Genomic DNA, 14,364 nt, shown 5'->3' with positions numbered 1-14,364 from the left:
TCTCGGACGCGCTGGCCAATGTGGTGCTGCTGGGGGCGGGCGGGGGGGCGGTCGCCGCGCTGGGCGGGGGAGCGGTGGGGGCGGCCGCGCACGCCGCTGCCGCCGAGGGGGCGGCCTCCTCGCACGCCGCCTCGCACCCCGCCGCGTTCGTCGTGGTCTTCCTGCCGATGGCCTGCGTGGCGCTGGTGGGGGCGTGGGTCGCGACCCGGCTGTACGGGGAGCGGCCGGAGCAGGGGGCTGCGCCGGCGTGAGCGGGCGAGCCCGGTCCGGGCCGCGGCCCGGCCGGGCTCGAAAAGGTGGTGAGGGGCGGGGGAGCGGGTGCGTACGCTGCGGGGGTGGAGAACTTGATCATTCGGCTTGACCGTGGCGACCGGGCCGAGCTCGCCGATCTTGCCGACGCCAGTGGGCGTACCCCCGAGGACGTGGCGTACGACGCCGTGCGCCAGTACCTGCGGGCGGAGCGGGCGCGGGTCGGCGGCGAGGCCGCGCGGTTGGCCCAGCGGCACGACGCGCTCCTGAAGCGGCTCGGCCAGTGAGCGGCACCCGCGGCAGCGGCAGCACCAGCGGCGGCACCAGCGGAAGCGGGAGCCGCGACGGCAGCGGGAGCGCCGGCACGGGGGTGCGGTACCTGACCCTCGCCGAGGTGGTCGACCTGGCCGGGCTCGCCTGCCTCGACCAGAGCGTCGAGCTGCGGGCCCCCGGGTTGCTGGAATCCGCCGTGCACCGGCCGCGGGCGCGGATGTTCGGTACGCCCGCGTACGAGGACCCGTACGAGCAGGCCGCCGCGCTGCTGCACGGGATCGCGATCAACCACCCCCTCGTCGACGGGAACAAGCGGACGGCCTGGCTCGCCGCAGCGACCTTCCTGGCCGTGAACGGCATCGACCTCGCCGACGTCGACCAGGACGCCGCGTACGGCCTGGTCATCGATGTCGCCGCCGGCGACGAGGCCGATGTCGCCCGCATCGCCGAGCGGTTGCGCCGGATGTGACGCTCGCCGCACCCGCCGAGGTCACGGGCCTGTCCCTTCCCGAGGGGTCGGCCGGCCCCGGTAGGGTGGCCCGGTTGTCCTACGTACGACCGCCGCCGAGAGCCCGAACCGGAGACCGTGACTACTACCGCCTCCCACCACCTCTCACCCGCCTTCCCCGGCCGTGCCCCCTGGGGTACCGCCAGCAAGCTGCGCGCCTGGCAGCAGGGTGCGCTGGACCGGTACATCCAGACCCAGCCCCGCGACTTCCTCGCGGTCGCGACGCCCGGCGCAGGCAAGACGACCTTCGCGCTGACGCTCGCGTCCTGGCTGCTGCACCACCACGTCGTGCAGCAGGTGACCGTCGTCGCGCCGACCGAGCACCTGAAGAAGCAGTGGGCCGAGGCCGCCGCCCGGATAGGCATCCGGCTGGACCCGGAGTACTCCGCCGGGCCGCTGAGCAAGGACTACCACGGGGTCGCCGTGACGTACGCGGGCGTCGGCGTACGCCCGATGCTGCACCGCAACCGCTGCGAGCAGCGCAAGACCCTCGTCATCCTCGACGAGATCCACCACGCCGGTGACTCGAAGTCCTGGGGCGAGGCCTGCCTGGAGGCGTTCGACCCGGCGACCCGCCGACTCGCGCTGACCGGTACGCCCTTCCGGTCCGACACCAACCCCATCCCCTTCGTCACGTACGAGGAAGGCAACGACGGGATCCGGCGCTCTTCCGCCGACTACACCTACGGGTACGGGAACGCGCTGGGCGACGGCGTCGTGCGCCCCGTGATCTTCCTGTCCTACAGCGGCAACATGCGCTGGCGCACCAAGGCCGGCGACGAGATCGCCGCCCGCCTCGGCGAGCCGATGACCAAGGACGCCATCTCCCAGGCCTGGCGCACGGCGCTGGACCCGCGCGGCGACTGGATGCCGAACGTGCTGCGCGCCGCCGACCAGCGGCTGACCGAGGTCCGCAAGGGCATCCCGGACGCGGGCGGGCTCGTCATCGCCTCCGACCAGGACTCCGCGCGCGCGTACGCCAAGCTGATCCGCGAGATCACCGGCACCAAGGCGACCCTGGTGCTCTCCGACGACACCGGCGCCTCGAAGAACATCGACACGTTCAGCGGCAACGACGACCGCTGGATGGTCGCCGTCCGCATGGTGTCCGAGGGCGTCGACGTACCGCGCCTCGCGGTCGGCGTGTACGCCACGACGATCTCGACGCCGCTGTTCTTCGCGCAGGCCGTCGGCCGCTTCGTGCGTTCGCGCAGGCGCGGCGAGACCGCCTCCGTCTTCCTCCCGACCATTCCTTATCTTCTGGGCTTCGCCAACGAGATGGAGGTCGAACGCGACCACGTCCTCGACAAGCCCAAGAAGAAGGGCGAGGAGGACCCGTACGCCGAGTCCGAGAAGGAGATGGACGAGGCGAACCGGCAGGAGGACGAGGACACCGGCGAGGACGAGCAGATGTCCTTCGAGGCGCTGGAGTCCGACGCCGTCTTCGACCGGGTGCTCTACGACGGCGCCGAGTTCGGCATGCAGGCGCACCCGGGCAGCGAGGAGGAGCAGGACTACCTCGGCATCCCGGGGCTGCTGGAGCCGGACCAGGTGCAGATGCTGCTCCAGAAGCGGCAGTCGCGGCAGATCGCGCACAGCCGCCGCAAGCCGGACGCGGAGGCGGACCTGCTGGAGCTGCCGGCCGACCGGCGTCCCGTGGTCTCGCACAAGGAGCTGCTGGAGCTGCGGAAGTCGCTGAACACGATGGTGGGCGCGTACGTCCACCAGAGCGGCAAGCCGCACGGGGTGATCCACACCGAGCTGCGGCGCGTGTGCGGCGGGCCGCCGAGCGCGGAGGCGACGGCGGGTCAGCTGCGGGAACGGATCAAAAAGGTCCAGGAATGGGCCACCCGGATGCGGTGATCCCGTTGGAGTTTCGCACGGGGGCGCCGTCACGTTCCGTGTCCGGGCCCGGGGGCGGTACGGCCGCGCCCGGGGCGCGGAACCCGAGATCCGTGTCGGCCGATCGCACAGGCCCCGCCGGTCGGCCGAGGTAACGAAACGACTCCGGCGGCGATCGTTAACCGGCACAAAGGGGTAGTTGGCGCCCGGATTCTGGACGAGCCCTTCCGCTGAGCGGACCCGCTCGCTAATGTCCCCGCATCGAACGCCCCGTGGCAGAGCCGCCGCGGGAGCGCAGCCGGTGCCATGGCCGCTACCGGCGGCCTCTCGTGCGTCGCCGTGGGACCGGCGCCGCATCCACCCCGAGAGTCACCGCCGCTCACCGAGAGAGGGAGAGGCGTCGTGACCGCGGAAACCTCCCAGACTCTGGACCGAGGACTCAGGGTCCTCAAACTGCTCGCCGACACCGACCACGGTCTGACCGTCACCGAGCTCTCCAACCGCCTCGGTGTGAACCGCACCGTGGTCTACCGCCTGCTGGCCACCCTCGAGCAGCACGCCCTGGTCCGCCGCGACCTCGGCGGCCGGGCCCGCGTCGGGCTGGGCGTGCTGCGGCTCGGGCGGCAAGTGCATCCGCTCGTACGCGAGGCGGCCCTGCCCGCGCTGCGGTCCCTCGCCGAGGACATAGGCGCCACCGCGCACCTGACCCTCGTCGACGGCACCGAGGCCCTCGCCGTGGCCGTCGTCGAGCCCACCTGGACGGACTACCACGTGGCCTACCGGGCCGGCTTCCGCCACCCGCTGGACCGGGGGGCCGCCGGGCGGGCCATTCTGGCCGCCCGTCAGGGCACGCTCACCGAGCCCGGGTACACGCTGACCCACGGAGAGCTCGAAGCGGGCGCCAGCGGCGCGGCAGCCCCGCTCGTGGGCATCACGGGGCTGGAGGGCAGCGTGGGAGTCGTGATGCTGGCCGACGCCGTACCGGAGCGGGTCGGCCCGCGCGTCGTGGACGCGGCCCGCGAGGTGGCCGACGCCCTGCGCTGAGCCGTACGGCCGCCGGCACCGGGGACCTCTGCGGGAGGAAGGCAAGGCTGCGAGGGGCCCCGAAGGGGCCGCGGGAAGGCCGCGAGGAAGGCCGTCCCGCCGCGTCGCACCGGCGTCCCCGCCGCGTCCCGCACGGTGGGGCGCGGGGGCGGCGGGGGCGCCCGATACATTGGCCGGGTGCTCTCTCGCCTCACACGTCTGCCGCGTCCCGCCGCCCTGGCCATCTGCGCCGTGCCCGTGCTCGGGCTGTTCGCCGCGGCGGCCTTCGCGCCGCTGCCCTTCGTGATCGCCCAGCCGGGCCTCACGGCCGACGTGCTCGGCGACCGCGACGGCAAGCCCGTGATCTCCGTGACGGGCGCCCCGACCCGGCAGACCACCGGCCAGCTCCGGATGACCACCATCCAGGCCACCGGTCCCTCCACCACCGTGACCCTGCCCGAGCTCGTCGACGACTGGTTCGACAGCACCCGTGCGGTCATGCCCAAGGAGGCGGTCTACCCCTCCGGCGGAAGCGACAAGGAGATCGAGGCGCACAACCTGGAGCAAATGGCCGCCTCGCAGTCCACGGCCACCCAGGCCGCCCTCGGCTACCTCCACAAGGACCCGAAGGACGTGAAGGTCCAGCTGAACCTCGCCGACGTGGGCGGCCCGAGCGCCGGTCTGCTCTTCTCCCTCGGCATCGTCGACAAGCTCGACGGCGACGGCAGCGGCGGCGATCTCACCGGCGGCCGCACCATCGCCGGTACGGGCACCATCAGCGCGGACGGCAAGGTCGGCGCCGTCGGCGGCGTGGCCCTGAAGACGCAGGCCGCGCAGCGCGACGGGGCGAGCGTGTTCCTCGTACCGGAGGCGGAGTGCTCCGACGCGCAGTCCGAACTCCCCGAGGGGCTCCGGCTGGTCCCCGTCAGTTCGCTGACGGACGCGGTGCAGGCGCTGCGTGCGCTGACCCGGGGAGAGCCGGTTCCGTCCTGCTGACCTCGGTGGATCCGCTCTCCGCCACGCGCTCCATCGTCCGCCAGGCGGGGAAGACCAGCGGCGAGAGCGTGACCAGCAGGTAGGTGCCGCCGAACAGCAGCAGCGCCGGCGTCGCCCCGAACCCGTCGACCAGCAGGCCCGCCGCGAGCCCGCCCAGCGGCATGGTCAGCTCGCAGCCCGCCGTGGTCACGCCCGAGACGCGGCTGCGCAGCTCCTCCGGGATCCGCTCGTAGACCACGGTGGTCAGGATCGGGTTGAGCATGCCCGCGCCCAGCCCGGACAGCGCCATCGTCACCGCGAGCGGCAGCGGGGTGTCGGTGAAGGCGGCGGCCGCGTACCGGGGAGCCCCGCACAGCAGGAAGGCCACCGTGAACACCGCCCTGCGCGGGAACCGCTCCCCCCACACTCCGTAGAGCAGGGCGCCCAGCAGCGCGAAGCCGCCGAAGACGGAGACGAGCAGGCCGACCGCCGTGGCGCCGCCGAGGGCCTCGCGGCCGTGCACGGGCAGCAGGACGGCGGACCAGCCCTGGTCCAGGCCGTTGGTCATCATCACCATCACGGTGATGCCCATCAGCAGCCGGGCGCGGGTCAGGAAGGCCCAGCCCTCGGCCAGTTCGGCCCGGTAGCCGGCGAAGGAGATCTTCCCGGCGGCCGGCTGCGGCTCGGCGGCCGGGACCCCGCGCAGGAAGGCGGCGACCAGCAGCGCCGAGACCGCGAAAGTGGCCGCGTCCAGCAGCAGGGCGGACTCGGCGCCGAAGGCCGCGATCAGTACGCCGGCCAGCGCGGCCCCGATCATCCGGGCTCCGCGCGAGACCGCGTCGTACAGGCTCGCCGCCCGGGTCAACGGGGTGCCGGCGTGCTCGGCGAGGTTCGGCAGCAGGACGCCGCGGGAGGTCAGGCCCGGCGTGTGGACGAGGCCCCCGACGGCCATCAGCGCGCACAGCATCCAGAACTCCAGCACGCCCGCGTAGTGCAGCAGCGGGATCGCGCCGACCGATGCGGCGCAGACGAGGTCGGAGGCGGCCGAGACCCGGCGGCGGCCCAGCCGGTCGATGACGGGGCCGCCGACGAGCGCGGCGATGACGACGGGCAGGGTGGCGCAGAAGGCGACGACCCCGGCCCGGCCGGCGCTGCCCGTGGTCTGGAGCACGAACCACGGGACGGCGATCAGGGTGACGGAACTCCCCGCTATGGAGATGGCGTTGGCGGCCAGGACCGCTGCGAAGGGCCGCCGGCTCATGCGGCGTCGGCGTTGTCGGCGTTGTCGGCGCTGTTCGCGTTGTCGGCGCTGTTCGCGCTGTCGGCGCTGTCCGCGCTGTCCGCGCTGTCGGCGCGCGGGAACGCGTGCACGTGGAAGCGGACCGTCTCCGTGCCCTCCGCCGGCGGCAGGTCGCGGTAGCTGCCGATCAACTCGTGGAGCCTGTGGATGAGTTCGAGGCTCTGCGCGGCGGTCAGGCGCAGCGTGAAATCGCTGATGTCCGAGCCGCGCCGCCACTCCTGGGACCAGCCGTGGGCCGTCCCGAGCCAGGTGCTCGTCTCCTGCGTGTGGATCGTTGCGATCTCGTGCAGGAAGAGGTCCGCCGCGCCGCGCGTGGCCGGGTCCTCGGCGTACAGGAGCCGCTCGTCGAACCGGGTGCCGTCGTGGGCCGCCCGCCACCAGCGCTCGCGGCCCTTCCCCTGCTCCGGCGCGTCCTCGACGAAGCCGTGCGCGGCGAGCTGGCGCAGGTGGTAGCTGGTGGAGCCGCTGGACTCGCCGAGCCGCTCCGCCAGTTGGGAAGCCGTGGCCGGACCCTCGTGGCGCAGCGCGGCCAGCATGCGGATGCGCAGCGGGTGGGCGAGGCCGCGCAGGGAGCGGGCGTCGAGCGTACGGACTCTGGGCTCTTCGGGGTTCCGCTCTTCGGGCATGGGGCGACCGTAGGGTTGCAAAGACTTCTCTGCAAAAGGTTTATCTGCAACGCGCCGCTCTTCGAAACCCGGGCGTGGGAGCCGACCCGACCGGTTCAGCCCTCCTGCGCCGCCTGCTCCACCAGGGGGATCACCCGCAGCGGCACCGGGTTTTCCATGACGATCGCCGTCGAGGCGCGCACGATCCCCTCGAACCCGACCACCCGGTCGATGACCCGCTGCAGATCGGCGTTGGAGCGGGCCACGAGCCGGCACAGCATGTCCCCCTGCCCGGTCGTGGTGTGCAGCTCCAGTACCTCCGGCACGCCGTTCAAGTGTGCCCGTACGTCGACCCCCTGCCCCTGCTTGATCTCCAGCGTCGCGAACGCGGTCACCGGGTACCCGAGGGCCGCCGGGTCCACCTGGGGGCCGAAGCCGCGGATGACCCCGTTCGACTGGAGCCGGTCGAGCCGGGCCTGCACGGTGCCGCGGGCCACGCCGAGCCGGCGCGAGGCCTCCAGGACCCCGATCCGGGGCTCGCGTGCGAGCAGGACGATCAGGCGGCCGTCGAGTTCGTCGATCCCCATGGGTGCCTCCCGGGCGCGGGGGTGGTCATACTGCACAGATCTCTCAGCAATCCTCCGCCTCTACTGAGCAGTCTGTACAGCCAAACAGGAAACTATTGCGCAGCTTGTGGATCGGCGGGACTCTGCGCTCATGACTGAGTCTTTGGTGAACCTCGAGACCATCCCGCACACCGCGCGTGAGGCAGACCCCTTCCCGGTGAAGGGGATGGACGCGGTCGTCTTCGCCGTGGGCAACGCCAAGCAGGCCGCGCACTACTACTCCACCGCGTTCGGCATGAAGCTCGTCGCCTACTCCGGACCGGAGAACGGCGTCCGCGAGACGGCCAGCTACGTCCTGACCAACGGCGCCGCGCGCTTCGTCCTGACCTCGGTCATCAAGGCGACGACGGACCACGGCCGCTTCCTCGCCGAGCACGTCGCCGACCACGGCGACGGCGTGGTCGACCTCGCGATCGAGGTCCCGGACGCGCGGGCCGCGTACGAGTTCGCCGTCGAGCACGGCGCGCGCGGCCTGGACGAGCCCTACGAGGTGAAGGACGAGCACGGCACGGTCGTGCTCGCCGCCATCGCCACGTACGGCCAGACCCGCCACACGCTGGTCGAGCGCAAGGACTACACCGGCCCCTACCTGCCGGGCTACGTCTCCGTCGCCCCGCTGGTCGAGGGCCCGGCCAAGCGGACCTTCCAGGCCATCGACCACTGCGTGGGCAACGTCGAGCTCGGCCGGATGAACGAGTGGGTCGGGTTCTACAACAAGGTCATGGGCTTCACGAACATGAAGGAGTTCGTGGGCGACGACATCGCGACCGAGTACTCGGCGCTGATGTCGAAGGTGGTCGCGGACGGCACCCTGAAGGTGAAGTTCCCGATCAACGAGCCGGCGATCGCGAAGAAGAAGTCGCAGATCGACGAGTACCTGGAGTTCTACGGCGGCGCAGGCGTCCAGCACATCGCGCTCGCCTCGAACGACATCGTGGCGACCGTACGGTCGATGCGGGCGGCGGGCGTGGCCTTCCTCGACACCCCGGACTCGTACTACGACACCCTCGGCGAGTGGGCGGGCGAGACCCGCGTGCCGGTGGAGACCCTGCGCGAGCTGAAGATCCTCGTCGACCGCGACGAGGACGGCTACCTGCTGCAGATCTTCACCAAGCCGGTGCAGGACCGTCCGACGGTGTTCTTCGAGATCATCGAGCGGCACGGGTCCATGGGCTTCGGCAAGGGCAACTTCAAGGCGCTGTTCGAGGCGATCGAGCGGGAGCAGGAGAAGCGGGGCAACCTGTAGGCCGCGGTCGGGGGTCCGGGGGCTCTGCCCCCCCGGGCCTCCCCCTCGCTGCGCTGGGGGGGACCCCCAGCGCCTCAGGCGCCGGCGGGGCCCGGCTTGGGTGACGGTGAGGGCTTCGGCTTGGCCGCCTTCGGGAGGTCCGGGGCCACCCACGGCTTGGCCGGCTGCATGTTCTCCGGGCCGCCCGGCGGCGGCTGGCCGATCGTGGCGAGGGCCGCCTTCGCCTGCTGGACCCGGACCGGCGAGAACCGCGGGTTGGTCCGCAGCGCCTCCTGCAAGTACCGCCGGGCCCCGGCCTCATCGCCCAGGCCCCGCTCGATCATCGCCCGGTGGAACGCGAACTCCGCACTGCGCATCCCCCGGTCCGTCGACTTCTTCGCGTACTCCAGCGCCGCCGTGTCGTCACCCGTCTTGTGCAGCGCCCACGCCAGCGCGTCCGCCACCTCCATGTTCTTGTGCCGCGACCACTCCTGCGTCAGCCGCCGCACGGCCGCCGCCGGATCCCCGTGGTCCGCCTCGAACAGGCCCAGGACCACCGACTCGTTCACCCCGTCCGCCGCGCCCCGCGCAGCGGCCGTACGCAGCATGTCGTACGGCGCCTTCGCCTCGTCCCGGCGCCCCAGAGCGTCCAGCAGCTCGCCCAGCTCCAGCGCCAGCCTCGGCACCTGCGCCCGGCCCAGCGCCATCCGGTAGTCCCGGACCGCCTCCCCGCCCCGGCCCAGCCCGGCCAGCGCCCTGGCCCGGCCGCCCAGCGCCTGCGCCTGCGCCGGGTCCGCGCGCAGCGCGCCCTCGTACTGGCGCAGCGCCTCCGCCGCGTCGCCCCGCTCCCACGACAGCTCCCCGAGCCGGAACAGGACGTACGCCTTCTCCGCCGGCGCCTTCGCCGCGCCCCCCGCGTGCTCCATCGCCATCGTCGCGTCCTCGCGCCAGCCGCGGTCCCGGTAGACCTGTGAGGCCCGGATGAACGCGGCGAGCCCCGGCCTCAGGTCCAGCAGCCGTTCCATCGACCGCTCGGCGGCCTTGTAGTCGCCCAGGCCCGTGTACGCGTCCACCAGCACCGGGTACGCCGTCCACCGGCTCGGCGCCTGCGCCCGTACGAGCTCGCCCCACTTCTTGCCGGTCCCGAAGTCGGCCCGGGCATTGGCCAGCGTGCCCATGGCCGTCATCGCGTCGAAGTTGCCCTTCTCGGCCGGGCGGATCTCCAGCGACCGCTTCAGCGCCTTCTCGGCCTTCGGGTACCAGGCCGGCTCCGCCGTCCGGCGCGCCTGCTCCAGGTAGGCCGCCCCGAGCACGGCCCAGGACGCGTCGTCCTTCTCGTGCCCCGCGACCCACTTCTCCCGGTCCGCGACCAGCGCCGTCAGATCCACCGCGGCCGCCGGCGCACCCATGCCGACCGCCGACGCGGCGCGCTCGGTGGGCCCCGGCGGGCGGGCGTCGTCGCTCTGGCGGGCCGGCCGGATCACCAGGGCCCCGGCGATCAGCACCACCGCGACCCCGGCCGCCACGAGCGTCTTGCGGCCGGTGAAGGTCACGGGGGGCGCGGGCTGCTGTGCTTCCTCCTCGATGCGGGCCGCGCGGGCGGCGCGGGCAGTACGAGCGGTACGGGCGATACGGGAGATACGCGCGGTACGGGTGGCACGGTCCATGGGGTCACTGTGCGTCAATATGAAGAGTTCGCCGAGGTGTCCGAAGCCCGTCGCGGCCGTGTTCACACCGATGGCCCCCGGTGCCACGCTGGGCTCATGGATGTCATGGATGTCATGGACGGCGCCGGGGAACACGATCTCCCCGCGCGTCTGCGCGCGAGCCTCCTGGAGGGGCTCCCGGCCGAGGCCCTCCTCACCGACCCCGAGGTGACGGCCTCCTACACCACCGACATGGCCACCTTCTGCGCCGCCGGCACCCCGGCGGCCGTGGTCCTGCCCCGCACCGTCGAACAGGTGCAGCACGTGCTGCGCACGGCCACCGCCCTGCGGATCCCCGTCGTCCCGCAGGGCGCCCGCACCGGTCTGTCGGGCGCGGCCAACGCCTCCGACGGCTGCATCCTGCTCTCCCTCGTCAAGATGGACCGGATCCTGGAGATCAACACCGTCGACCGCATCGCCGTCGTCGAACCCGGCGTCGTGAACGCGGTGCTCTCACGGGCCGTCGCCGACCGGGGCCTGTTCTACCCGCCGGACCCCTCCAGCTGGGAGCAGTGCACGATCGGCGGCAACATCGGCACCGCGTCCGGCGGCCTGTGCTGCGTCAAGTACGGGGTCACCGCCGAGTACGTGCTCGGCCTCGACGTGGTCCTCGCCGACGGGCGGCTGCTGCGTACGGGCCGGCGCACCGCCAAGGGCGTCGCCGGATACGACCTCACCCGGCTGTTCGTCGGCTCCGAGGGCAGCCTCGGCGTCGTCGTCCAGGCCGTACTCGCCCTGCGCCCCGCGCCGCCCCGGCAGCTCGCGCTGGCCGCCGAGTTCCCCTCGGCCGCGGCCGCCTGCGCGGCCGTCTGCGCCGTCATGGAGGCCGGGCTCGCGCCCTCGCTGCTGGAACTGATGGACCGTACGACCGTCCGCGCCGTCAACGCGCTCGGGCGTGGGGGTCCCCCCTGCTCGAGCGAAGCCGAGAGCTTGGGGGAGGGCCTGCCCGAGACCACCGAGGCCCTGCTGCTGGCCGCGTTCGACACCCCGGACGCGCCCGACGGCCTCGCCGCCGTGGGGGAGCTGTGCCGGGCCGCCGGGGCCACCGCCGTCGTCCCCGCCGAGGACGAGGCGGAGTCCGAACTTCTGCTCCAGGCGCGCCGGATGTCGCTGACCGCCCTGGACGCCCTGCGCCCCGCGACGATGATCGACGACGTCTGCGTACCGCGCTCGCGGCTCGCCGAGATGCTGGACGGGACGGCCGCCATCGCCCGCGCGTACGACCTGCTCATCGGGGTCTGCGCGCACGCCGGCGACGGCAACACGCACCCGGTGGTCTGCTTCGACCCGGCCGACGGGGACGAGACGCGGCGGGCCCGCGAGTCCTTCGACGAGATCATGGCGCTGGGACTGGCCCTCGGCGGGACCATCACCGGCGAGCACGGGGTCGGGGTCCTCAAGAAGGAGTGGCTCGCGCGCGAACTGGGGCCGGTGGGGCTGGAGATGCAGCGGGCGGTCAAGCAGGCCTTCGACCCGCTCGGCCTGCTCAACCCCGGAAAGCTCTTCTGACCGTACGCCGGGTATGGAGGGTGCCGGGTGGACGAGGCGGAGGTGGCGGATCCGCATGATCACAGGTCCCCGTCCGCCGACTCGTCCGACGGCCACGGGTCCCGCATCCACAGGTCGTCGGCCGGGGTCGGCGCGAGCAGCTCCGCCAGCGCGGCGTCCAGGCCCAGCCGATCCGCCTCGGTGCCGGGCGGGACCACGCGCAGCGTGCGCTCCAGCCACGCCGACACGGCGGCGGCCGGGGCCTCCAGCAGGGCGTCGCCGTCGGGGGAGGAGAGCGCCATGCAGAGGACGGCCCTGTTGTCGACCTTGGTGGGCCAGATCCGGACGTCTCCGTGGCCGCACGGGCGGAACACCCCCTCGACCAGCAGCTCGCGGGCGAAGGTCCAGTTGACCGGGGTGCTGGAGCCGGTGTGGAAGGTGATGTGCACGGCGAACGGGTCGTCCGTCAGGTAGACCAGCCGGGCCGGGACGGCGACGCTGCGCTCGGGGGACAGGACCAGCTTGAGTTCCAGCTCGCGCTCGACGACGGGGTGGTGCATGGCGGCCTCACTTCGGTTCTTCGGTTCTCCGGTTCGTGGCGTGGGGCCGGGTCCGCGCCCCACACCCGGTGAGAGCAGCGATGTGCCCGGGTATGACGCGACTTCGTGCACCGGACCGGGGATTGGCCGGATCCTGTCGGGTGTCCGAAAACAGCCGTAGGGCGTGGCGTTCGCTCAAAGGCTTGGATTCTCCCGTTACCGGACCTGTCGGGGCACGGTTCTTGGCTATGGTCCTCCCCTTGCACAAGCCTCAAGCCACGATCGGAGTTGGGGACATTGACGGCCTCCCCTGGTGACGGCGAGCACGCGGCCCGCGAGGGCTACTACCCCGATCCGTCCATCCCCGGGTTCGTCCGGTACTGGAACGGCCTCAACTGGGTTCCGGGTACGAGCCGCCCCGCCCCTGCCGCCGCCCCCGCCCCTGCCGTCGCCCGGTCCGACGAGACGGGGCCGGTGTTCCTGGACGAGACCGGCGTGACCGAGGCGCTGCCGGAGCCGGAGCCGGAGCCGGGGCCGGAGCCGCTGCCGGAGCCCGCCGCTCCCGCCGCGCCCGCGGCTTCGTGGCAGGCCGATCCCCTGCACCAGTCCGGCTTCGGCGGGCCGCGCGACCACCGGGTGTCCTGGGGCAGCCCGGCGCAGCCCGAGCCCGAGCCCGACGGGGGCCACGCGCCCGCCCTTTCGGCGTCGGCGGGGGTCTCGCAGGGCCGCGGGCCGCGCCCGGAGCCGCTGGAGGCGGCCGAACGGGCCCCGCGCGGGCCCGGGGTGTCCTTCGCCCGTACCGCGGAGCGGTTCCCCGCGCAGGCCGCCGTACGGGGCTCCGCCGAGAGCGTGGGCATCCTGTCGGCCCGCTCCCCGGCCGCCCCCGCCCCGGCGCCGGCTCCCGTCGAGCCCGAGTGGCCCGCCGCCCCCGGCGGCAGCGCCGGCCCGTCCGGCCTCACCTCGTCATGGCCGCAAACCCCCCTCCGCCGCGACCCGTCACCCCGCCCGGAGCCGGAGATCCCGGCCGGCTGGGACCCGATGGCCCGCCCCGAGCCGGAGGCGCCGCCCCGCCGCGACCGGGCGACCCGCCCCGAGCCGGAGGCGCCTTCGGACCCCGCCCCGTGGTCGCAGGCCCCGCCCCGCCGCGACCCGGCCGCCCGGCCCGAGCCGGAGGCCGCGGTGGACCGCGCCGCGTGGTCGCAGCCCCCGGTACGCCGTGACCCGGCGGCGCGCCCCGCGCCCGGGAGCCCGGGGGCTCCGGTCCGTCGTGACGCCGCTGCCTGGCCCGAGCCCGAGGCGCAGGCCGACCCCTTCGTGCCGGAGGAGCCGCAGGCCGCGCAGGCCCCGGCGGCCCGGCGGCCCGTCCCGGCCGGCCAGGCCTCCGCACCCGCCCCCCGCCGGGCGGCCGCCCCCGCCGAAGCGGATCCCGGCCTCGAAGCCGGTCCGGCGCCGGCGGCCGGCCGGGGCGTCCCCCGGGTCACCGAGCGGGCCGTGTTCGAGCGGATGGCGGAGCGGGCCATCCGGCCCGCCGGGCTCGTACGCCGCGCCGTGGCCCGCACGCTGGACACCCTCGTGCTCGGCGCGGTCGCGGCGGGCGTCGCCCGGCCCCTCGTCCCCGCGGCCACCGCCCACCTGGAGGCCAAGGTCGACGCCGCCATGGGCAGCGGCCGGACCACCACCGTGTGGCTGTTCGACACCACCATCGCCGGATACCTCGGCCTCGTCCTGGGCGCCGTACTGCTCTTCGGGGTGTTCTACGAGGTGCTCCCCACCGCCCGCTGGGGCCGCACGCCCGGCAAGAAGCTCCTCGGGATCCGGGTGCTGTCCGCCGCCACGCTCCGCCCGCCCACGTTCGGGGCGGCCCTGCGCCGCTGGCTGGTGTACGCGGTCCTCGGGCTCCCCGGCAGCCTCTGGTGCCTCGGGGACCGGCCCCGCCGCCGGGGCTGGCACGACCGGGCGGCCAAGACGTACGTGGCCCGCTGACGCCCGGCCCGCGGGCCGGTGC

At 73.9% G+C, this 14,364-nt stretch carries 12 protein-coding genes and 2 pseudogenes; 9 read left to right on the top strand and 5 right to left on the bottom strand.

The window, feature by feature from the left end:
* The 6 genes and pseudogenes from IF02_RS0119575 to IF02_RS0119550 form a co-directional block, all read left to right on the top strand.
* Nucleotides 1–251 (top strand): annotated as a pseudogene (locus IF02_RS0119575) (MFS transporter); the annotation flags it as partial.
* 84 nt (nt 252–335) lie between these two features.
* Nucleotides 336–536 (top strand): hypothetical protein, encoded by a 201-nt coding sequence (locus tag IF02_RS0119570; RefSeq protein ID WP_037836661.1) that lies wholly within the window; start codon nt 336–338, stop codon nt 534–536.
* 83 nt (nt 537–619) lie between these two features.
* Nucleotides 620–991, top strand: a complete 372-nt coding sequence (locus tag IF02_RS0119565) for a type II toxin-antitoxin system death-on-curing family toxin (RefSeq protein ID WP_030158680.1) — start codon at nt 620–622, stop codon at nt 989–991.
* A gap of 117 nt (nt 992–1,108) precedes the next feature.
* Entirely contained in the window at nt 1,109–2,893 is a 1,785-nt protein-coding gene (locus IF02_RS0119560) for a DEAD/DEAH box helicase (protein ID WP_030158677.1), read from the top strand.
* A 381-nt stretch (nt 2,894–3,274) separates the two neighbouring features.
* Complete coding sequence (locus tag IF02_RS0119555; RefSeq protein WP_030158675.1) at nt 3,275–3,916, top strand: IclR family transcriptional regulator; 642 nt, start codon at nt 3,275–3,277, stop codon at nt 3,914–3,916.
* A gap of 177 nt (nt 3,917–4,093) precedes the next feature.
* Nucleotides 4,094–4,891, top strand: coding sequence for a S16 family serine protease (locus IF02_RS0119550; RefSeq protein WP_030158673.1), 798 nt, complete (start codon nt 4,094–4,096; stop codon nt 4,889–4,891).
* On the opposite strand, the pseudogene IF02_RS0119545 reads toward IF02_RS0119550, so the two are convergent.
* The 3 genes and pseudogenes from IF02_RS0119545 to IF02_RS0119530 all read right to left on the bottom strand — a co-directional run.
* Nucleotides 4,821–6,149 (bottom strand): annotated as a pseudogene (locus IF02_RS0119545) (MFS transporter); the annotation flags it as partial. The gene IF02_RS0119550 and the pseudogene IF02_RS0119545 overlap by 71 nt on opposite strands.
* Nucleotides 6,128–6,796: a helix-turn-helix domain-containing protein gene (locus IF02_RS36230; protein WP_078622184.1), complete on the bottom strand. Its 669-nt coding sequence runs from the start codon at nt 6,794–6,796 to the stop codon at nt 6,128–6,130. The pseudogene IF02_RS0119545 and the gene IF02_RS36230, both read right to left, overlap by 22 nt.
* Nucleotides 6,797–6,891: 95 nt before the next feature.
* Complete coding sequence (locus IF02_RS0119530) at nt 6,892–7,362, bottom strand: Lrp/AsnC family transcriptional regulator (RefSeq protein ID WP_030158670.1); 471 nt, start codon at nt 7,360–7,362, stop codon at nt 6,892–6,894.
* Between the two features lie 130 nt (nt 7,363–7,492).
* Between IF02_RS0119530 and hppD the strand changes: the two genes are divergently transcribed.
* Complete coding sequence (gene hppD, locus IF02_RS0119525) at nt 7,493–8,647, top strand: 4-hydroxyphenylpyruvate dioxygenase (protein WP_030158668.1); 1,155 nt, start codon at nt 7,493–7,495, stop codon at nt 8,645–8,647.
* Between the two features lie 74 nt (nt 8,648–8,721).
* Here hppD and IF02_RS0119520 read toward each other — a convergent pair whose 3' ends face one another.
* Nucleotides 8,722–10,293, bottom strand: coding sequence for a tetratricopeptide repeat protein (locus IF02_RS0119520; RefSeq protein ID WP_234318258.1), 1,572 nt, complete (start codon nt 10,291–10,293; stop codon nt 8,722–8,724).
* A 105-nt stretch (nt 10,294–10,398) separates the two neighbouring features.
* Here IF02_RS0119520 and IF02_RS0119515 point away from each other — a divergent pair, with 105 nt between their 5' ends.
* Nucleotides 10,399–11,841, top strand: coding sequence for an FAD-binding oxidoreductase (locus IF02_RS0119515; protein ID WP_420708179.1), 1,443 nt, complete (start codon nt 10,399–10,401; stop codon nt 11,839–11,841).
* Nucleotides 11,842–11,900: 59 nt separating this feature from the next.
* Here the strand turns inward: IF02_RS0119515 and IF02_RS0119510 are convergent, their stop codons facing one another.
* Nucleotides 11,901–12,380, bottom strand: a complete 480-nt coding sequence (locus tag IF02_RS0119510; protein ID WP_030158656.1) for an SsgA family sporulation/cell division regulator — start codon at nt 12,378–12,380, stop codon at nt 11,901–11,903.
* 276 nt (nt 12,381–12,656) lie between these two features.
* Here IF02_RS0119510 and IF02_RS35935 point away from each other — a divergent pair, with 276 nt between their 5' ends.
* Nucleotides 12,657–14,342, top strand: coding sequence for an RDD family protein (locus IF02_RS35935; protein ID WP_030158655.1), 1,686 nt, complete (start codon nt 12,657–12,659; stop codon nt 14,340–14,342).
* Nucleotides 14,343–14,364 lie beyond the last annotated feature (22 nt).

The organism is Streptomyces sp. NRRL S-244 (assembly GCF_000717915.1).
Taxonomy (GTDB): domain Bacteria; phylum Actinomycetota; class Actinomycetes; order Streptomycetales; family Streptomycetaceae; genus Streptomyces.
This window is presented reverse-complemented; position numbering and strand designations above follow the sequence as displayed.